This window comes from Rhodococcus sp. NPDC060176, assembly GCF_042728675.1.
GTDB lineage: Bacteria > Actinomycetota > Actinomycetes > Mycobacteriales > Mycobacteriaceae > Rhodococcus_F.
Window position 1 is genome coordinate 36,530 of sequence record NZ_JBHWYS010000011.1, and the last position, 19,411, is coordinate 55,940.

General features: G+C 62.4%; 15 protein-coding genes and 1 tRNA gene. 10 read left to right on the top strand and 6 right to left on the bottom strand.

What is annotated here, in order from left to right; genetic code table 11:
• Positions 1–61 precede the first annotated feature (61 nt).
• Positions 62–1,267, top strand: a complete 1,206-nt coding sequence (locus tag ACFWEM_RS30695) for a PQQ-dependent sugar dehydrogenase (RefSeq protein WP_378539483.1) — start codon at positions 62–64, stop codon at positions 1,265–1,267.
• A 3-nt stretch (positions 1,268–1,270) separates the two neighbouring features.
• Here the strand turns inward: ACFWEM_RS30695 and ACFWEM_RS30700 are convergent, their stop codons facing one another.
• The 6 genes from ACFWEM_RS30700 to ACFWEM_RS30725 form a co-directional block, all read right to left on the bottom strand.
• A complete protein-coding gene (locus tag ACFWEM_RS30700) occupies positions 1,271–2,158 on the bottom strand; it encodes a cyclase family protein (RefSeq protein WP_378539484.1) in 888 nt (295 codons plus the stop codon).
• Positions 2,158–3,738 (bottom strand): SLC13 family permease, encoded by a 1,581-nt coding sequence (locus tag ACFWEM_RS30705; RefSeq protein ID WP_378539485.1) that lies wholly within the window; start codon positions 3,736–3,738, stop codon positions 2,158–2,160. Before ACFWEM_RS30705 ends, ACFWEM_RS30700 begins: the two co-directional genes overlap by 1 nt.
• 79 nt (positions 3,739–3,817) lie before the next feature.
• Positions 3,818–4,474, bottom strand: coding sequence for a hypothetical protein (locus tag ACFWEM_RS30710; protein WP_378539486.1), 657 nt, complete (start codon positions 4,472–4,474; stop codon positions 3,818–3,820).
• A gap of 239 nt (positions 4,475–4,713) precedes the next feature.
• Entirely contained in the window at positions 4,714–5,694 is a 981-nt protein-coding gene (locus ACFWEM_RS30715; protein WP_003946284.1) for a ribose-phosphate diphosphokinase, read from the bottom strand.
• Positions 5,691–7,181, bottom strand: coding sequence for a bifunctional UDP-N-acetylglucosamine diphosphorylase/glucosamine-1-phosphate N-acetyltransferase GlmU (gene glmU / locus ACFWEM_RS30720; RefSeq protein ID WP_378539487.1), 1,491 nt, complete (start codon positions 7,179–7,181; stop codon positions 5,691–5,693). Before glmU ends, ACFWEM_RS30715 begins: the two co-directional genes overlap by 4 nt.
• 90 nt (positions 7,182–7,271) lie before the next feature.
• Positions 7,272–7,342, bottom strand: a tRNA-Gln gene (locus ACFWEM_RS30725).
• A gap of 154 nt (positions 7,343–7,496) precedes the next feature.
• On the opposite strand from ACFWEM_RS30725, the gene ACFWEM_RS30730 reads away from it, so the two are divergent.
• The 9 genes from ACFWEM_RS30730 to mfd all read left to right on the top strand — a co-directional run bounded on the left by ACFWEM_RS30730 (position 7,497) and on the right by mfd (position 19,410).
• Positions 7,497–8,150, top strand: coding sequence for a TetR/AcrR family transcriptional regulator (locus ACFWEM_RS30730; RefSeq protein WP_095972137.1), 654 nt, complete (start codon positions 7,497–7,499; stop codon positions 8,148–8,150).
• A 189-nt stretch (positions 8,151–8,339) separates the two neighbouring features.
• The gene (locus ACFWEM_RS30735; RefSeq protein ID WP_003946317.1) at positions 8,340–8,981 is read left to right on the top strand and encodes a ScbR family autoregulator-binding transcription factor; all 642 of its coding nucleotides are present in this window, start codon (positions 8,340–8,342) and stop codon (positions 8,979–8,981) included.
• Between the two features lie 287 nt (positions 8,982–9,268).
• On the top strand, positions 9,269–9,715 hold the full coding sequence (locus ACFWEM_RS30740) for a holo-ACP synthase (protein ID WP_378539488.1): 447 nt from the start codon (positions 9,269–9,271) through the stop codon (positions 9,713–9,715).
• The gene (locus ACFWEM_RS30745) at positions 9,708–9,950 is read left to right on the top strand and encodes an acyl carrier protein (protein ID WP_283301892.1); all 243 of its coding nucleotides are present in this window, start codon (positions 9,708–9,710) and stop codon (positions 9,948–9,950) included. Before ACFWEM_RS30740 ends, ACFWEM_RS30745 begins: the two co-directional genes overlap by 8 nt.
• Complete coding sequence (locus tag ACFWEM_RS30750) at positions 9,947–11,137, top strand: acyl-CoA dehydrogenase family protein (RefSeq protein ID WP_378539489.1); 1,191 nt, start codon at positions 9,947–9,949, stop codon at positions 11,135–11,137. The genes ACFWEM_RS30745 and ACFWEM_RS30750 overlap by 4 nt, the downstream gene beginning before the upstream one ends.
• Positions 11,134–12,090: an amino acid--[acyl-carrier-protein] ligase gene (locus ACFWEM_RS30755; protein ID WP_378539490.1), complete on the top strand. Its 957-nt coding sequence runs from the start codon at positions 11,134–11,136 to the stop codon at positions 12,088–12,090. The genes ACFWEM_RS30750 and ACFWEM_RS30755 overlap by 4 nt, the downstream gene beginning before the upstream one ends.
• Positions 12,090–13,076 carry a DUF1839 family protein gene (locus ACFWEM_RS30760; protein ID WP_378539491.1) on the top strand — a complete coding sequence of 329 codons (987 nt, stop codon included), beginning with the start codon at positions 12,090–12,092 and terminating at the stop codon, positions 13,074–13,076. Before ACFWEM_RS30755 ends, ACFWEM_RS30760 begins: the two co-directional genes overlap by 1 nt.
• A 2-nt stretch (positions 13,077–13,078) precedes the next feature.
• Positions 13,079–15,655 (top strand): glycosyl hydrolase, encoded by a 2,577-nt coding sequence (locus ACFWEM_RS30765; protein ID WP_378539492.1) that lies wholly within the window; start codon positions 13,079–13,081, stop codon positions 15,653–15,655.
• 128 nt (positions 15,656–15,783) lie between these two features.
• Positions 15,784–19,410 (top strand): transcription-repair coupling factor, encoded by a 3,627-nt coding sequence (gene mfd, locus ACFWEM_RS30770; RefSeq protein WP_378539493.1) that lies wholly within the window; start codon positions 15,784–15,786, stop codon positions 19,408–19,410.
• Position 19,411 lies beyond the last annotated feature (1 nt).

The window sequence follows — 19,411 nt, forward strand, 5'->3', positions numbered from 1 at the left end:
CGCAGACCGATTTGTCTGTTTATAGTGAGGCGCAGAACGGTTTCCGACCCGAGGAGAACGCGTGCGTCATCCGAAGCTCGCCGCATTGACCGTGGCCCTGACTGCAGTTCTGGTGATGCCGGTAACGCAGAGCGTGGCCCAACCCTTCCCCTTCGACCCCGGCAGTTTCGGCAACGGAAGCACCGGATCGTTGGGGAGCGACGACCCGGACATACCCATCGAGGACACCCTCCCGCAGCTGTCGGTCACCACACTCGTCGACGGACTCGACCACCCCTGGGACGTAGTAGCGGCCCCGGACGGTGCAATCCTGACCGGACAACGATCCGGCGGATTCTTCGTGCGCCGAAGCGACAACACGACAGGTCCAGTCGCTGCAGATCTTTCGGATCTCTACGCTCAGTCCGAAACCGGCCTCATGGGCATCGCGCTTGCCCGCGACTTCGCTCAGTCGCGCACCTTGTACACCTGCCAGGGGTTCAGCGCTGGGGGAGTCACGGACGTTCGAGTGATCTCGTGGACCGTCGACGCCGGATGGACCGCGCTCACTAGAACCGGAACTGTGTTGCCAGGAATCCCGGTCTCGTCCGGGCGCCACGGGGGTTGCCGAATTCTTGCGGCCCAGGACGGAACGCTGTTCGTCGGGACAGGTGACACCGCGACGCCGAGCGTTCCGCAGGATCCGAATTCGCTGGGCGGCAAAGTCTTGCACATCAACACCGACGGAACTCCGGCGGCGGGAAATCCGAATGCAGGCAGCCCCGTCTACACGCTCGGGCACCGCAACGTGCAAGGTTTGGCCGTGCAAACCGGAACCGGCCGGGTGTACTCGGTTGAGCAGGGCACGAGCGTCGACGACGAAGTCAACCTGCTTACCCCCGGCGGAAACTACGGCTACCGTCCGGATCGTCTTCCCGGAACGTACGACGAATCCGTGCCGATGACAGATCCCGTGCGCGTGCCGGGAGCAATTGGGGCAGTGTGGCGTTCAGGTAGCTCCACGTTGGCCACCGCCAGCGCCGCCTTCACCGGCGGAGCCGCGTGGGGTGCCTGGGACGGTGCACTCGTGATGGGTGGTCTCAAGAGCAAGGAACTGATCTTCCTCCGCCTCAGTGCCGACGGCCGTTCGGTCGACGCTCAGACCTTCGGACTGGTGAACCAGTTCGGGCGCTTGCGCTCGGTGACTCCGACGGCGGACGGCTCGCTCCTGGTGACCACGGACAACGGAACAGGCGACAAGGTGCTGCGGGTGACACCCACGCCCTGATCTTCAGTACCAGGCGATAACCCGGCACGGACCACCGGATCCGCCAGCATGCGTCGGCGCTCCCACCATCACGGTAGCGCCGACGGCTGGAAGTGCGGACAGGTTTGCAAGGGCTTCGACCGCGTACTTTCCTGAGCCCAAAGCGCTTCGGTGAGCCCCGTGGGTCGTGCTTCGGCCTGCGTCGATGCTGAGGGTGTCCGATCCCACGGCGACTATGTCGCGCTCGGACACCAAGAAGTCGATCGCCTCGGGATCGAACCCCGGTGTGTGTTGCACGCCCAGTGCATCTCGATTCGTGAAGGCCCCGCCGGCGCCTGCCCGGGTATCCCAGCCCGAGTTCATCGCCACCAGGCTGCGGGGAGCGATAGTCCCGTGGAGGGTCTCCCAGTCGAGGACGTCCTGGCGGGTGAGCAGTGTGTCGGGGTCGACGGAGGCTCGGGTGCTGATATCGATGACCGCAATCGGCACGACGAGGTCGGCGACCGGGATCTTCTCGACGGTGATTCCGTCCGCACTGGCGTGTGCGGGCGCGTCGATGTGAGTGCCGGTGTGTTCCTCGAGGCGGAGTTCGTTGAGGTAGAAGTTTCCGCCGAAACCAGCGGACCCAAGCGGGCCCAGAGACCCGCCGGCGTCGGCGATCTTCGCCAGGTTCCTCATCTCGAACGAGCGCGCGCCCGGCCACACCGGGAATTCGGGCGACAGCACGTGCGTCAGATCGACGATGGTCCGACCCGCCGGCGCTGCCGACGCAGTGGGCTGCACCGCGCCGGCCACGACGGTTGCGCCTAGCGCCGTAGTGCCAAGTGCCGCGAACATCGATCGTCGGCTGACCTTCCTGCCTTCTCGTCCGATCGATTCGTAGACCTCCGACAACACCTTCGGTGAGCACATCAGAAACTCCAGATCACTGGGATCAACACTGTGGCAACTACCAGGAACCACAACAACATCGGGAGCCCGAGCTTCCAGTAGTCGCCGAACTTGTACCCGCCAGGGCCCATCACCATCATGTTCGCGGGAGTGGCCACGGGCGTCAGGAAGGAGGCCGCGGCAGCGACGGTGACCGTCATCAGAAGAGGCAGCACCGAGATGTCGAGTTCGATGGCGACCGAGATGGCGATCGGCGTGATGATCAGCGCGGTCGCGGTGTTGCTGATCAGCTGACCCAGAGTCGCCGTGACGACAAAGAGTCCGGCCACAACGACATAGGGGCTTGCACCGCCGACGACGTCGACGAAGGCATGAGCGAGTTTTTCGGCTGCACCGGTCTGCTGGATCGCGGTCGAGAGCGGGATCATTCCGCCGACGAGAATCAACGTGGTCCACGAGATGGACCGATGCGCCTGCTCCACGCTGATGACTCGTAGCAGCACCATCGCACACGCAGCGAGGAGTCCGGCTATCGCCGACGGCACCAGTCCGAAGGTCAGCAACACGACCATCGCCGCGACGACGACGAGGGCGATGACCGCGCGGGTTCCCAACGGGGCTGCCTGCTTACGGATCTGGGCAGGCGCGTCGACCACGAGGACGTTCGGATCGACCGCGGTGTGGGTGTCGAGATCGTCCCAGCTTCCTTGCAGGAGAAGCGTGTCACCGGCCGCCAACTTGACGCCCTTGGGGCCGCAGTCCTCACCGGCGCGCTGGACTGCGAGTATCACCAGATCTCCGCTTTCGGTCACCATGCCCGGAAAAGCCCTGTCGCCGATCATTTCCGAGCGTGGCGGGATGATCACTTCGACCACGCCGTCGTGCTTGGTGATCAAGGGCTCTGCGGACGGCGCATCCTTTCCCATGAGCTGATACTGCTTGGCGAGGGTCTTGGCATGCCGGCTCAGGTCAGGCGACATCGACGTCCCCGCACGATGGGGGAGAACGTGAGGACCGAGAAGTAGGGCGATCGCAATCGTTCCCAATACGAGCGGCGCACCGACCAAGGTGAAACTGAAGAACCCGAAAGCACCGGCCCCGGATTCCTCGGCGGCTTCGGAAACGATGATGTTGACCGGTGTTCCGGTCAAGGTGAGCATCGATCCGGCATGGGCGGCAAATGCCAACGGGAGAAGCAGTTGTGACGTCGATTTGCCGAGACGAACCGCCAAGACGACCACCATCGGTACCAACGCTGCTACGGCCCCGTTGACGCTGATCAATGCGGTCAACGCGGCAACCAGCAACATGATCGCACTCACGAGACGGACTCGGGATTCGCCGACTTTCGCCAGCAGTTTCTCGCCCGCCCACGTGGTGACACCGGTGGCGTCGAGGGCTTCGCTGACGACAAAAAGCGCGGCGATGAACACCACCGTGGGATCGCCGAATCCGGCGAGCGCCTGCTCCATCGTGATCACACCGGTGGCGTACAGCGCCAGGGCAGTGCCGATCGCGATGATGCCGACCGGGATTCGGCCGATCACGAACAGCGCCACGACCAGTGCAAGCACGACAAAAGTGATGGTGATGTCATTCACGATTCGTAAAGGTACCTGCTCAGACAGAACGGCCCCGTCTCGCAAGTGAGACGGGGCCGTGGGATGGACGCGAGGAGAATTAGTTGGAGGCGGCGATGCGGGCCTTCTCGAGAGCGGCCAGCGTGCGAAGAACCGTGGCCTTCTGCTTGTTCAGATCGCTCAGTCGAGCGCGAGCCGGCAACCCTTGTGCGAGTTCGGCGACCTTGATCTGCTCGTCGATCGAACCGAGCTGATCGAGAAGCCCCAGAACGCGCGTCTGGAGCGTGTCGATGTCCACGGTGTCTGTCTTGACCGGAGCGGCAACGCGCGTCGCTGTGCCCGTGCTGGAGGGGCGAGAAGCCCGCGCGGGTGACGTGTCGGCGACAACCGTTGCGGCGCGGGGCCGAATTGCCTTGCGAACAGCGGCCGCATCGGGAAGGACGTCCATGCGGATCTCGTTCAGGACTCGGCGTGCCTCGCGTGCGTTGACGCGGTACTCGCGCTCTTCGTCGTCGTCGGACTGCAGCGTGCCGCCGAGCGGGCGCAGACCGTACATCCCGAGGAAGCGCTTGGCGTCGTCGATGATGCCTTCGTTTTCACGGCATTTTCCACAGCGAGGTTCGTTGCGGAACATGTCCACGGAGTTGTCGTCTCCGCACCAGACACAAGATCCTGGGCGCCACCGCCGGATCGTCGGAACTGATGAATTCAGGGAATGAGATTCGGGCCGGGATTCCAGGGTTTGCGCGTCGATCACGACGAGCCACACTAGGCGAAGATTGCGGCGCGGTGAACACCACCCCAACATCGACCTGGGTTTCTCGACGCGGGCGTGATCAAGATCATGCTGTTCAACGCATTTGCTGGTATTCGTGTGTCGCACAGGTGGTTTCATGATGACCGGGTGGTCTGTTTTCGTGGGGTTCGCGAAGACGACTACGGGCGCGTACCGGTGACCGTGAAGTCACAGGTACGCGCCCCTAGTGCAGCGGAAGACTAGGCGCTGCCGTTGAACAGCGAAGTCACAGAACCGTTCTCGAAAACTTCCTTGATGGTGCGAGCCAGCAGCGGTGCGATGGACAGCACCGTCAGCGTCGGGAACTTCTTCGACTCGTCGATCGGAAGTGTATTTGTGACAACAACTTCCTTCGCGCCACACGTCGACAGACGCTCGGCCGCAGGGTCGGAGAGGACGCCGTGGGTTGCGGCGATGACGACGTCACCCGCGCCGGCCTCCTTGAGCACCTTGACCGCGCCGGCGATGGTTCCGCCGGTGTCGATCATGTCGTCGATCAGGATGCAGGTGCGACCTTCGACCTCACCGACGACGCGGTTGGACTTGACCTGGTTGGGCACCAACGGATCGCGCGTCTTGTGAATGAACGCCAGCGGCGCTCCGCCGAGCGAGTCGGCCCACTTCTCGGCGACACGAACGCGGCCCGAGTCGGGGGAGACCACCGTGATGTTCTCGAGGTTGTATCCCGCGCGAATGTGGTTGGCCAACTGGCTGTGTGCGTGCATGTGATCGACGGGACCGTCGAAAAAGCCCTGGATCTGGTCGGTATGCAGGTCGACCGTGATGATGCGATCGGCGCCGGCGGTCTTGAGCAGGTCCGCGATCAGGCGAGCGGAGATCGGCTCGCGTCCGCGGTGCTTCTTGTCCTGGCGGGCGTACGGGTAGAACGGAAGAACGGCAGTGATGCGCTTCGCCGATCCACGCTTGAGCGCGTCGATCATGATGAGCTGCTCCATCACCCACGTGTTCAGCGGTGCCGGATGACTCTGCAGGACAAAAGCGTCGGAGCCGCGAACCGACTCTTCGAATCGAACGAAGATCTCACCGTTCGCGAAGTCGCGCGCGGTCTGCGGGGTGACGCGGATGTCGAGTTCCTTCGCCACCTGCTCCGCCAACTCGGGATGTGCGCGACCCGAGAACAACATCAGGTTCTTCTGGTTGTCGATCCAATTCGCAGTCACTGGTTCATGCCATCCTTTTGTACTTGCCGGTCGATCTGGTGGTGATCTGTGCTGTCAGGTTGTGCAGCCGCTGCAGCGGCGTCGGCTGCAGGAGTTCCGGGTCGATTTTTCTGGACCCAACCCTCGATGTTGCGCTGCGCTCCACCCGAGACGGCAAGCGCCCCAGGCGGTACGTCGTTCTTCAAGACCGTGCCCGCACCCGTGTAAGCGCCGTCTCCCACGACGAGAGGGGCGACGAACATGGTGTCGGAGCCTGTTCGGACGTGCGACCCCACCACAGTACGGCTCTTGTTCACCCCGTCGTAATTGACGAAGACGCTCGAAGCTCCGATATTGCTGTGATGGCCGATGGTGGCGTCGCCGACGTAGGTAAGATGCGGAATCTTCGAATGTTCGCCGATGTCGGCGTTCTTGGTTTCCACGTAGGCGCCGATCTTGCCGTGGTCGCCGAGACGGGTATTCGGCCGGAGATAGGCGAACGGACCGACAGTTGCGTCCGCGCCGATCACGGAGTCGGTCCCGTGCGAGCGGACGACAGCCGCACGCTCCCCGACGCTGACGTTGTCCAAGGTGGTGTCAGGGCCGATCACGGCGTCTTCGCCCACAGACGTCGTGCCGGTCAACTGAACTCCGGGCAGGAGCGTCACGTCCTGTGCGATTCGCACGCCGCAATCGATCCACGTGCTAGCGGGATCGACGACGGTGACGCCGGCACGCATCCACGTCTCGAGGATCCGACGGTTCATCTCGCGGGCAAGTGTCGAGAGCTGCACGCGGTCGTTGGCGCCCGCGACGAGAACCGAATCCGCGATGTGCTGCGCACGAACACGCTTGCCTGCGCGGCGGGCGATCATGATCACATCGGTGAGATAGAACTCGTGCTGTGCGTTGTTGGAGTCGAGAGACGCCAGAGCGTCGCGCAGAGTCTCGAAGTCGAAGGCGTACACACCTGAATTGACCTCGGTGATCGAGCGCTGCGAATCGGTGGCTTCCTTCTCCTCGACGATGGCGTTGACTTCGCCGTCCGTCGTACGAAGGATCCGTCCGTAGCCGGTGGGGTCCAGCGCCGTCGACGTCAGCACCGTTACTGCAGCCGCGGGAGCGGCAGTGTGCTGAGCGAGGAGGTCTGCGATTGTCTTGCCGTCGAGCAGCGGTACGTCGGCGGCTGTGACGAGTACGGTTCCGGCGAAGTCGGCAGGCAGTCCCTCGAGTCCGCAGCTGACGGCGTGCCCGGTGCCCTTCTGCTCGTCCTGAACGGCGACGGTGACGGGGCGGCCCAGTTCACCCGCGACTGCGCTGACCGCTTCGGTGACACGCTCACGATCGTGACCGACGACGGTCACCAGGTGCGTGGGGTTCAGTGAGGTTGCCGCGTGAAGCGAATGTGCCAGCATGCTGCGTCCGGCGAGAGTGTGGAGGACCTTGGGAGTCTTCGACTTCATTCGTGTACCGGCACCCGCTGCGAGAACGATCACGGCGGTCTGCACTGGTTTGAGCTCCCTCTGTCGATCAAGCTGTCGATCAAGCTGTCGATCACGACATGCATTTCCGCTCGGAAAACCCATGTTGTTCACCGGCTCCGCCGCCAGGACTCGAACCTGAACTATCTGAACCAAAATCAGAGGTGCTGCCATTACACCACGGCGGATTGCCACGCATTGCCGAGCCTTGCGGCCGAACGCGCGAAAGAATAATCGCATGCCGACCCGCCGTAGGTCGAACCGCTCCTCCGATTCGGCCCCCGAAGTCCCGATAGGCTGAGCGTCCACAGCAGTAATTTGTGTGTCGGCGAGAGGAAGACAATGGCGACGGTGTCCGGTTCGGGTGGCGGGGATCCAGTTCCCGAACGAGCGACACGGATCCGGATGACCGGTACTCAACGTCGGCAACAACTGATCGAGATAGGGCGGGCACTGTTCGCCGAACGGGGATACGAGGCGACCTCGATCGAGGAGATCGCCCAGCGAGCGAACGTGTCCAAGCCGGTCGTGTACGAGCACTTCGGCGGCAAGGAGGGGCTCTACGCCGTCGTAGTGGACCGGGAGATGTCGCGGCTTCTCGAAATGATCACGTCTTCGCTCTCACAGAATCGCTCGAGAGTTCGAGTCGAGCGGGTTGCGTTGGCTTTGCTCACCTACGTGGAAGAGCACACTGACGGATTTCGGATCCTCGTGCGTGATTCGTCCGTTGTCGCTCCGAGTGGGACGTATTCGAGCTTGCTCAACGACGCGATCAGTCAGGTGGGCTACCTGCTCGCTGGCGACTTCTCCAGACGCGGTTTCGACCCCGGACTAGCAACGATGTACGCCCAGGCGCTTGTCGGCATGGTGTCCACAACGGCTACGTGGTGGCTCGACGAACGGACTCCGTCCAAAGAAGTTGTCGCCGCTCACCTCGTGAATTTGTGTTGGAATGGCCTGACGAATCTGGAAGCCGACCCACAATTGGAGGGTTAACCAGGCGCGCCTGCCACGCAGAGATGGATCGCGGTCTAAGCTGTGTTCGCTGTATCACGATCGTTTGATGGGCAAATGTCTCATTTGTTTGCAGGGTGGGTTGAATGCCGAACCGTGCCTTCCATTTTGACGCTGTGAACGGGTAAGACCAAGGATTCGTTCGATGTGTGGTGATTGGAGGCCGGATCGATGGTGAGGCAAGAGCGGGCAGAAGCCACCCGTGATTCGGTGCTGCGCGGAGCAGCGGGGGTGTTCTTGCGCCTGGGCTATGCCAATGCCAGCTTGAGCGAGATCATCGCCGAATCACAGGTGACCAAAGGCGCCCTGTACTTCCATTTCGGGTCCAAGGAAGAACTCGCGCGGGCGGTGATCGACGAGGGTTCGGCACGTTTCGACGCGAAATGTGAACTCTGGTTGGACCGTCGCACTCCCGCACTCGAGTCGTTGATCGGTATTTCGTCCGTCATCGTCGACATCGGTGCGCATGACGCCATGGTTCGTGCGACTTTCCGCTTGTTGGTCGAGATCGGGGACTATCGGGGATCCGGGCCGGCAACGCTGGATGTCTGGCTCGACATTTACCGCGAACTTGCCAGCCGTGCGGCCGACGAAGGTGATCTGCGTTCGGACGCGGATTCTGCCGATATCGCGCGTTTCCTGTTGGAAGTGGCGTCCGGAGTTCGGCTGATGGCAGCGGCGACCGGGACTGTTCGTGAGCTTTCGGACTCCATGAAGGCATCGTGGAACCTGATACTTCCGATCGTGGTCCCGGAATCCAAAGTGGAGTATTTCAGACAATTCGCAGCTAGGCGTCTCGCCAGCGATCACTGAAAGCACTGGATCTCCGCGCAGCCCCATTGGTGAATTTGTTGCAAATGTCCTGGTAGGGAGATTGTTCTCTTTGTTCTGCATTCGAAACAAACTGAGAGTATGTTTATAGTGTTGATGGGAATCTGGAGGTCCGATCTTGCCGACAATCTTCGGATTGCGGTATGTTCTACCGGTAGCTGAAGAATTGCTGAGTTTGCAGGTTTGTCAGGGCAGGGTGACGGCGTCGACGCACCGGGCAGCATAGGGGGCTGCCCGGCGTGTACGACCCCAAAAGGGGGAGTCAGAAAATGGGTGACACTGCACCGACGCCGATGCTCGACATCGGTCCGCGGATCGGCTGTGACGTCGTGAACGTCGTGGATGTCACTCGAAGTATCGACCTCTTCGGGCGAAGGTATCTCGATCGGACCTTCACTCCTCATGAATTGCAGACGTGCGCCGGGCCGGCCCGGGATCAACGACTGGCTGCGCGTTTTGCTGCCAAAGAGGCCGTTGTGAAGGTGCTCAGGCCGGGTGACGTTCCCGTTCCGTGGAACTCCATAGAAATCACTCGGGCCGAGTGGGGTGGTTGTGGGGTGACTCTGTCCGGCAATGCCGCGGAACTCGCGTGGGCTCAGGATCTGAACGACTTTCAAGTATCTATCTCGCACGAAGCAGACGTGGCCATCGCAATGGTGATCGCAACACGCTCGGGCGCTCGCATCGAAAAGAAGGACGACATCGCTGATGATTGATCAGGCAATTCGGAAAGTGCTCGTCGAGCACGGTCGGCTAGCAGTCGACGTGAGCACGATCGACGGCGAGGCCGATCTTTACGAGTTGGGTTTGACATCGCACGCGAGCGTGAATGTCATGTTGGCGCTGGAGGACTCGTTCGACATCGAGTTTCCGGACGAGTTGTTGCGGAAGAGCACCTTCGCGAGTGTCAAGGCGATAGAGGGCGCGTTGGCAGAGTTGGGTGCTGCATGAACGCTCCGCAAGCGCAGTGCTCCACCGGGACGGCTCTCGAGCGGGCCGTACGGTTAGCCGACGAAGTTGCAGCGGTGTGGGCCGACGAAGTTGATACAGAGGCGAGGTTTCCGCGTGAAGCCGTCGACGCCATGCGAAGCGAAAGGCTGCTGTCCGTCGCGGTACCGAGGGAACTCGGCGGTGAAGGTCTCTCGCTGCAGGAGGTGTCGCAGATCGCCCGCGTGATCGGAACACGCTGTGCTGCAAGCGGAATGATTTTTGCGATGCATCAGACGCAGATCTACTCGCTGGTCAAGCATGGCAATACCGAAGCGCTCCGCGAGTTCGTCGAAGAAACTGTCGACAAGCAATTGCTGTTGGCATCGGCGACTACCGAGCTGGGAATCGGTGGCGATGTCAGCCGGAGTTACTGCGCTGTAGAAGATTTGGGCGGCCATCTGCTACTGATCAAGAATGCGCCCGTCATTTCGTACGGTGAGCATTCCGACGCGATAGTCGTGACGGCTCGGCGAACGCCCGAGAGTCAGCCCAACGATCAGGTTCTCGTGGTGTGCCGTACCCCAGACCTGACGCTCGAACGCACCACCGAGTGGAACACGCTGGGGCTGAGGGGAACTTGCAGTCTCGGTTACATCCTTCGGGCCACCTCGACGCCCGAGATGGTCGCCGACGTACCGTATTCCGATATCTCCACCCACACGATGCTCCCGGTCTCGCACGTCGTGTGGAGTTCGGTGTGGTTGGGAATCGCCGACGCGGCAGTCGAGAAGGCGCGCAAGTACGTGCGTGCCGCCGCCCGCAAGCAGCCCGGAGTCACGTCCCCCGGAGCGCTGCGTCTCGCCGAAGTTGCTGCTTCGGCACAACAATTCGCCGATCTCGTCGACGCTTCTGCGCGTAGGTACGACCGCGCAGTCCGCGCTGAGGCAGGCGCTGCCGATTTCGAGGCGACGGGCGCGGTGGGCTTTTCGCTCGCGATGAACAACCTGAAAGTCACAGCCTCCACTGCGGTGGTGGAAATCGTGGGGCAGACAATGTTGATCTGCGGAATCTCCGGATATCGCGAGGACACCGAATTCTCGCTCGGCCGCCACCTTCGTGATGCGCACGGCGCAGCGGTGATGGTGAACAACGATCGAATCATGGCAGGTTCAGCTCACATGGCTATTGGATACCGGGGAACGCTATGACAACCGAGATTGTGACAACCGAAACCGCGACAATCGAAACCGATTTGGATCGGGCCCGAGCTGCATTTCAACGCGAACTGCTTGTCGAAGGACTTCTCGTAGAGACGGAAGTACCGGGACTGTACGGGCGTTCCGGTGTGTTCGAGGACATCGTCGACGGCATCGATCGAGTGGTGGTTGCAGCGGGGCCAGGCGCAGCTGCGACCCGCCTGCGGTTCCCGCCGGTGTTCCCGCGGAGCAGTTTCGAGCGCACCGACTACATCGCTTCGTTTCCCAACCTCACCGGCGCCATCAACACCTTCGCCGGTTCCAATCGCGATCACGCGCGACTGCTGGCCGATCGCGCCGATGGGCAATCGTGGGATCGCCATCTCGAACCGACCGAGACCATGCTCGTGTCCGCAGCGTGCCATCCCGCCTATGCGCGGTACACCGGAGTTCTCCCCGAAGGTGGGGTATTGCTGGACATCTACGGTTTTTGCTTCCGGCACGAACCGGCGATCGATCCGGCTCGTATGCAAGCGTTTCGGATGCACGAGTTCGTGACGATCGGTGACGCCGCAGCAGCGCGAGCGCATAAAGAGCACTGGATCGAGCGGGGACTCGAGGTGCTCGGCCTACTCGAGCTAGATGCCACCCCAGTGATCGCCAATGATCCTTTCTTCGGGCGCGCCGGAAAGATGCTTGCAGCCAACCAGCGTGAAGAGAATCTCAAGACAGAACTGACAGTTCGGCTCTACGGAGACCTCGACGAGGGCACGGCCATCGTGTCCTCGAACAACCATCTCGACCATTTCGGGGTCAACTTCGACATCCGAACGGCCGAGGGGGAGGTGGCGCACAGCTCGTGCGTCGGGTTCGGGATGGAGCGAATCGCGTTGTCCCTGTTGCGGACTCATGGTCTTGATGTGGCTGCGTGGCCAACTTCCGTTCGTGAACGAATGGGCATCTGATGTCACGTCTCGTCGATATTTCACCTGATCGCTACCGGCCACACGCGTTGCATCAGGACGACCGGGTGTGGGCGCAGACCAACTGCTACACGGATCTGTGGATCGAAGTGTTGCATTCGCTGGGATTGGACCCCGTCCCGGCATTGGCGTGTGCCTTCTCGTCGCGGTTCGACGGGACTCAGTGGACGTTCCTCAAGCTCAAGGCGGAGGACATCTACGCGTTGTACGGAATCGAAGTCGCCGAGATGAACGTCTGGCGGGCACCGCTGATCCATGTCGAGGACAACCTCGCGGTCGGGATGCTGTCGACGGTCGAGGTAGACGGATACTGGCTTCCCGACACTCTCGGAACGAGCTATCACGAGGGGCACACCAAGACCACGATCGTGCCCAATCGGATCGATCGCGTTGCCGGCGAACTCGAGTACTTCCACAACAGCGGGTACTACATGTTGCGAGGTGAAGACTTTTCCGGCGTTTTCGATCTCGATCGTTCCTCACTTCCTTCGTTCGTACCCTACGTCGAACAGATCCGGCTCAATCCGGTTCACGCGACCAATGCCGGAAACATCGCTGAAGTGGCTCGACGGAACGTGGCGGTTCGAGCGGCAGGTAATCCCGTGCGAGAGCTGGGCCGCAGGGTGATCGACGACCTGGAGTGGGTGCAGGGGGCTGGCATGGATGCCTTTCACCTCTGGTCCTTCGGGCTTCTTCGTCAATGCGGTGCCAGCGCGGAGCTGGCGGCGGACGCCAGTGAGTTCCTGGACACTGCAGGTTTCTCCGGGATGGTCGAGGCTGCGCCGGATTTCCGCAAAGTGGCGTCCGGGGCCAAGAGCGTGCAGTTCCAGATGGCGCGTGCCGCCAGGGGCCGCGTGGTCGACCCACGTGAGCAACTCGACGAGATGGCCGTGTCGTGGAAGAGGGCGATGGAAGTCGTTGCCGACACAGTCGGCGTCGACTCGCATCGACACCTGAGGTTGGTCTAGCAGTGACTCGCTCGTCAGCGGACCTGCTGGCCGGCGCGATATGGCGATGCGCTGCAACCGAACCCGGTTCCGTGACCGATCCGGCTGCCCTCGAAACCGTGACCGAGTGGATGACAGCGCCCGTGCCGGGAACAGTCGCCGGCGCGTTGCGTAAGGCGCAATCCGATGCCAGACAGGCAAAGTCTGTTACAGCGTCCTCCGACTGGTGGTTCGTGACTACCGTGGTTACAACCGGTGAGGGGCCGTGGTTGCTCCAGTTCGACGGTGTGACGGCGTTTGCCGACGTCTGGATCGACGGTGTCCTCGTCGCGTCCACCGAATCCATGTTCACGCCTGGGGAAGTGAGCATTCCGGGCGGAGACGGCGTAGGCAAACGTGTCCAGGTGGCTGTTCATTTTCATTCTCTCTCCGCGACTTTGAGATCGAGGCGCCCACGAGGTCGTTGGCGCTCGTCGATGGTCCGCGAACAGGGTCTTCGGTGGATCCGAACCACGATGCTAGGTATGGCTCCCGTATTCAGTGGTGCGCCGGTACCAGTGGGTCCGTGGCGAGGTATCCGGCTGTTGGACAGGGGAGTCGCCACCGTCGTCTCTGCCGTCAAGCAGGCGAGTGTCCACGGCACAACCGGTCGCGTTGCCGTCAGTGCTCGGCTCACCGGCTTGCCGGTCTCGCTGGAGTACGTCACCGTGCGTGTCGGCGAACACTCGCAACAATTCGCTACGGCTACCGGGCCGGACGGATACCTCGAGGTGTCCGGCATCGTCGAAGTGCCGGACGCGCAGTTGTGGTGGCCGCACACTCATGGCCCCCCTTGTACTTATCCGGTCACGATAGAAACGGACGGAGTCGCCGAGCACCTCGGTTCGGTTGGTTTCCGGACGGTGGAAGTTGACAGATCCGATGGTGGATTCCGTTTGTATGTCAACGGCATCCGGGCGTACTGCCGTGGTTCGGTGTGGGTGCCGACTGACCCGATCTCGCTTCAAGGCGACGGCGACACCACACTTGTATTGGAACGGCTGGCCGAGGCCGGTCTGAACATGATTCGAATTCCGGGAACGATGGTCTACGAGAGCGACCACTTCTGGGACGAATGCGCGCGTCTGGGCATTCTCGTGTGGCAGGACATGATGTTGGCGACGCTTGACCCGCCTGACACTGACGAATTCTTCGAACTTGTTGCCGCCGAGGTCACTGCGTTCCTGCGCAGGGTGCGTGGAAATCCAGCATTGGCAGTCTTCTGCGGGGGCAGCGAGACCGAACAGCAGCCCACCATGTTGGGCTTGGTCGATCAACACATTCCGCTCATTCATTCGAGACTGCCGGAGCTGATCTCGACGCTGGCACCTGAACTCGAGTACGTGACGTCGTCGCCCTCCGCGCCTCCCGGGGGGGAGCAATTGGCTACGCATGTCGGAAGCGGGGTCGCTCACTACTTCGGGGTGGGTGCCTATCGTCGTCCACTGGCCGACGTGCTCAGCGCGCGAGTTCGTTTTGCGACCGAATCATTGGCATTTTCGATTCCACCGTCGAATGCGGTGATCGAGAACGAATTCGGTTCGATCGCCGTCGCAGGGCACCACCCGGCATGGAAAGCCGCGGTGCCGCGGGACAACGGATCGTCGTGGGATTTCGAGGATGTTCGGGACCACTACGTCCACACCCTTTTCGGCGAAGACCCTCGTGAACTCAGGTGGTCAGACCCGGAACGCTATCTCGACCTGGGACGCGCAGCTGTATGTGAGGCGTTCGCATCGACGCTCGGCTACTGGCGTCGCCCGGACTCTCGGTGCGACGGCGCCTTGACACTCGCACTGCGAGACCTGGAGCCCGGACCAGGATGGGGGGTCCTCGATTGGAGCGGCAGTCCCAAGGCTCCGTGGTTCGTGCTCCGTCGGAGCGCCAAACCGATCGCGCTTCTTGTCACGGACGACGGTATGGATGGATTGAGGCTCGACGCGATCAACGAGACCGCGAATCCTGTCGTCGGCGAGATCAGGTTTCGAGCACACAGTCGGTCAGGTGTCGTCCCGGTCGACGTCGCGATACCGGTCAAGGTGGAAGCGCATTCAAGTCTGACCTGGTCCGTGGACAGTCTTGTCGGCCGTTTCACCGACCTCACCCACGTCTTTCGGTTCGGGGCGCGGACGTACGACGCCGTCACCGTCACACTCGAAGACGAGGACGGCGGTTTGGTGGACGAAGTGGTGCATCTCCTGGGGGGTCCGGCGCGGCCCCTCGAGCGGTCGGTCGGGCTTGTCGCTACTGCTCGTAGCGTCGGCCGGCCTCGAGGCCTCGGGGACGAAGAGTGGGTCGTCGACGTCACGACGGATGCTGCCGCCCAATACGTAGCCCTCGAACTGCAGGGCTTCGAGCCCGAAGACTCCTGGTTTCACCTCGCGCCGAACGGTCGCAGAACCGTACGTCTACGGAGAACCGGCAAGGCAACGAAGGTGATCGGCCGGGTTCGGGCGCTCAACTCTCACACCAGCGTGGCCGTGACGCCGCCGAGTGCACCGGCCACGCAATCCTCTCCGGCTAAGCGGACGTCGAAGAAGACGAGTGCTAGGGGAAACTGAACGGATCGGACTGCGCTTCGAGATCGCGCACCGATAGAATCGAACCGGCGCACAACTCTGCCTCGGTGGGGATCTTGCGCTCGGGCTGTGCGTCCGCAACCCGTCATCACTGTTCAGGAGCGCGTTCGTTGACTTCCTTGTCCTCTGCCCAGACTGCGCTCGCTGGACTCGCCGAGGTCGCCCTCGCAGACGCCGCATTCACTTCGGTGATCGACGCCATCGGCGCGGCCGCTTTGGACATCGTGGCGCCGCAGCCGGCTCGGCCATTCATCGCTGCTGCTCTTGCCGCTCGGACGCCAGTGCTGCTGGTGACCGCCACCGGTCGCGAAGCCGACGACCTGACGTCAGAACTCACCGAGATGCTCGGCGGAGGTGTCGCGCAGTTCCCGTCGTGGGAAACATTGCCGCACGAGCGACTGTCGCCGAGCGCGGACACCGTCGGGCGACGGGTGGAGGTACTGCGCAGACTCGCCAGACCAGACGATGCCTCGTACGGTTCGCCTCTTCGGGTGATCGTCACCACGGTGCGCTCTCTCGTTCAGCCGATGGCACCAGGTCTGGGCGAGATCGAGCCGATAACGTTGCGCGTCGGCACCGAGATCGATTTCGATTCCGTTCTCGTACGTCTGGTGGAGATGGCGTACAGCCGTGTCGACATGGTGGGAAAGCGTGGTGAGTTCGCGGTCCGCGGCGGCATTCTCGACCTGTTCTCGCCGACGGCGGATCATCCGGTGCGAATCGAATTCTGGGGTGACGAGGTATCGGAGCTTCGCTACTTCTCGGTTGCCGATCAGCGTTCGCTACCGGACGTCGACGTCGATTCCGTGATTGCGCCGCCGTGTCGTGAGCTGATTCTGACAGCTGATGTTCGCGATCGAGCTGCGGCACTCGCTGCTGAGAACCAGGCTGACGCGTCGTTGGTCGAGATGCTGGACAAGATCTCGGCAGGCATCCCCGTCGAAGGTATGGAAGCTCTGCTCCCGGTTCTCAAACCCGGTGAACTGCAACTACTTTCCGATGTTATTCCCGAAGGGGCGCACATCCTTCTGTGCGATCCGGAGAAGGTGCGCACCCGCGCCACCGACCTGGTGCGCACCGGCCAGGAGTTCTTGGAAGCGTCGTGGACGGCGGCGTCGATCGGCGGCGCCGCACCGCTCGACACGTCGATCCTCAACGGCGGAGGAGTCGATCTCGGCGCCTCCGCGTACCGGTCGCTTCGCCATGTTCGCGAATCTGCCGAAGCTGCCGGCCGACCCTGGTGGACGGTCAGCCCGCTGGCGTCGGGAAACGGTGAAGAACTCGAACTCCCGGTTCAGGCGGCACCGCAGGTGCGTGGTTCCGACGACCTGTTGGCCGAACTGTTCGTCAGCCTCCGGGCACACGTGAGCACGGGCGGTCGCGCGGCGATCGTGGTGGCAGGTGCCGGAACGGCAAGCCGCGTAGTGGAGCGACTCGGTGAAGCCGAAGTGCCCGCCAAGATGCTCGACGCCGGCGCTACCCCCGCCCGCGGACAGGTCGCGGTGCTCCGCGGATCACTGCATGACGGCTTGGTACTCGCCGGCGACGACTCGACGCCCGGGATGGTGATCGTCACCGAGTCAGATCTGACGGGCAACCGTGTTGCCGCGGTCGGCGACGGTAAGCGCTTGCCGGCCAAGCGCCGCAATCAGGTCGACCCCCTCGCGCTGTCAGCTGGGGACATGGTCGTGCACGATCAGCACGGTATCGGCCGGTTCGTCGAGATGGTCGAACGAACCATCGGCGGGGCGCGTCGTGAATACCTGGTCATCGAGTACGCGCCGAGCAAGCGTGGTCACCCGGGTGATCGTCTGTTCGTCCCGATGGAATCGCTCGATCAACTCTCCCGGTACGTCGGCGGAGAGTTGCCGGCGCTGAGCAAGCTCGGTGGATCCGACTGGGCAAACACCAAGCGCAAGGCCCGCAAGGCCGTTCGTGAGATCGCGGGTGAGTTGGTTCAGCTCTACGCGGCGCGTCAGGCAGCCCCCGGGCATGCGTTCGGCCCGGACACGCCGTGGCAGAAGGAACTCGAAGACGCATTCGCATTCACCGAGACCATCGACCAGTTGACCGTTATCAGTGAGGTCAAAGCCGACATGGAGAAGCCGGTTCCGATGGACCGAGTGGTGATCGGTGACGTCGGTTACGGCAAGACAGAGATCGCCGTTCGTGCCGCGTTCAAGGCAGTACAGGACGGCAAGCAGGTGGCTGTGCTGGTGCCCACGACTCTGCTTGCACAGCAACATCTTCAGACCTTCACGGAGCGAATGGCGTCCTTCCCGGTGAAGGTGCGAGGGCTGTCGCGTTTCACCGATGCCAAGGACTCGAAGGAAATCATCGCCGGCATGGCGGAAGGTGAGATCGACATCGTCGTCGGCACTCACCGGTTGCTGCAGACCGGAATCCGCTGGAAGGACCTCGGGCTTGTGATCGTCGACGAGGAACAGCGATTCGGAGTCGAGCACAAGGAACACATCAAGGCGCTACGCACCCACGTCGACGTCCTGACGATGTCGGCTACCCCGATTCCTCGTACTCTCGAGATGAGCATGGCCGGGATCCGCGAGATGTCCACGATCCTCACGCCGCCGGAAGAGCGTCACCCGATCCTCACCTACGTCGGTGCGTATGCGGACAAGCAGGTAGCCGCGGCCATTCGGCGTGAACTTCTGCGCGACGGCCAAGTCTTCTACGTGCACAACCGCGTCAGCTCGATCGACAAGGCAGCCAAGAAGATCCGCGAACTCGTTCCGGAGGCTCGCGTCGTCGTGGCGCACGGTCAGATGAACGAGGACACTCTCGAAAAGACCGTGCAGGGCTTCTGGGAGCGCGACTTCGACGTGTTGGTCTGTACCACGATCATCGAAACCGGCCTCGACATATCGAACGCGAACACGCTGATCGTCGAACGTGCGGATTCACTGGGGCTTTCGCAGTTGCATCAGCTGCGCGGCCGAGTCGGGCGTAGTCGCGAACGTGGATATGCCTATTTCCTGTACCCGGCCGAAAAGCCTTTGACGGAAACGGCGTACGACCGACTGGCAACGATCTCGCAGAACTCCGACCTCGGCGCAGGTATGGCAGTCGCGATGAAGGACCTCGAAATTCGTGGAGCCGGAAATGTCCTCGGCGCCGAGCAGTCCGGCCACGTGGCGGGCGTCGGGTTCGATCTGTACGTCAGGCTCGTGGGAGAGGCAGTCGAGGCCTTCCGGGCGGCAGCTGACGGCAAACCGATCACGATGGACGAGGGCACGAAGGAGGTCCGGATCGACCTGCCTGTGGACGCACACATCCCGCCCGATTACGTCACCAGCGACAGACTCAGGTTGGAGGGCTACCGCAAGCTCGCGGCCGCGACGGATTCCGACGGTATCGCTGCCGTCGTAGAAGAACTGGTCGATCGCTACGGCCCACTGCCCGAAGAGGTTCGACGGCTGATCTCGGTGGCCAAACTTCGACTGCTCTGTCGCGAGTACCAGCTGGAGGAAGTCGCCGTCACCGGAACTCAGCTCAAGATCTCGCCCATGGCACTGCCCGATTCCAAACAGATCAGGCTCAAGCGGATCTATCCGAGCGCGCAGTACCGGGCAACGACCGGGCTCGTGCAACTCCCGCTGCCACGTACCGGCGGAGTCGGCTCGGATCGCCTCCGCGACGTCGAACTGCTGCAGTACATCGCGGACTTCATCCTTGCGATAGACGGCCGAGCCGCGGGTGCAGTTCTTGTCGAGGCGTGAG

Excerpts from the sequence above, each read along its gene's own strand:
- ACFWEM_RS30700 (WP_378539484.1), bottom strand. The coding sequence starts at position 2,158 with ATGTGCTCACCGAAGGTGTTGTCGGAGGTCTACGAATCGATCGGACGA.
- ACFWEM_RS30730 (WP_095972137.1), top strand. The coding sequence starts at position 7,497 with ATGGCGACGGTGTCCGGTTCGGGTGGCGGGGATCCAGTTCCCGAACGA.
- ACFWEM_RS30735 (WP_003946317.1), top strand. The coding sequence starts at position 8,340 with ATGGTGAGGCAAGAGCGGGCAGAAGCCACCCGTGATTCGGTGCTGCGC.
- ACFWEM_RS30740 (WP_378539488.1), top strand. The coding sequence starts at position 9,269 with ATGGGTGACACTGCACCGACGCCGATGCTCGACATCGGTCCGCGGATC.
- ACFWEM_RS30745 (WP_283301892.1), top strand. The coding sequence starts at position 9,708 with ATGATTGATCAGGCAATTCGGAAAGTGCTCGTCGAGCACGGTCGGCTA.
- ACFWEM_RS30750 (WP_378539489.1), top strand. The coding sequence starts at position 9,947 with ATGAACGCTCCGCAAGCGCAGTGCTCCACCGGGACGGCTCTCGAGCGG.
- ACFWEM_RS30755 (WP_378539490.1), top strand. The coding sequence starts at position 11,134 with ATGACAACCGAGATTGTGACAACCGAAACCGCGACAATCGAAACCGAT.
- ACFWEM_RS30760 (WP_378539491.1), top strand. The coding sequence starts at position 12,090 with ATGTCACGTCTCGTCGATATTTCACCTGATCGCTACCGGCCACACGCG.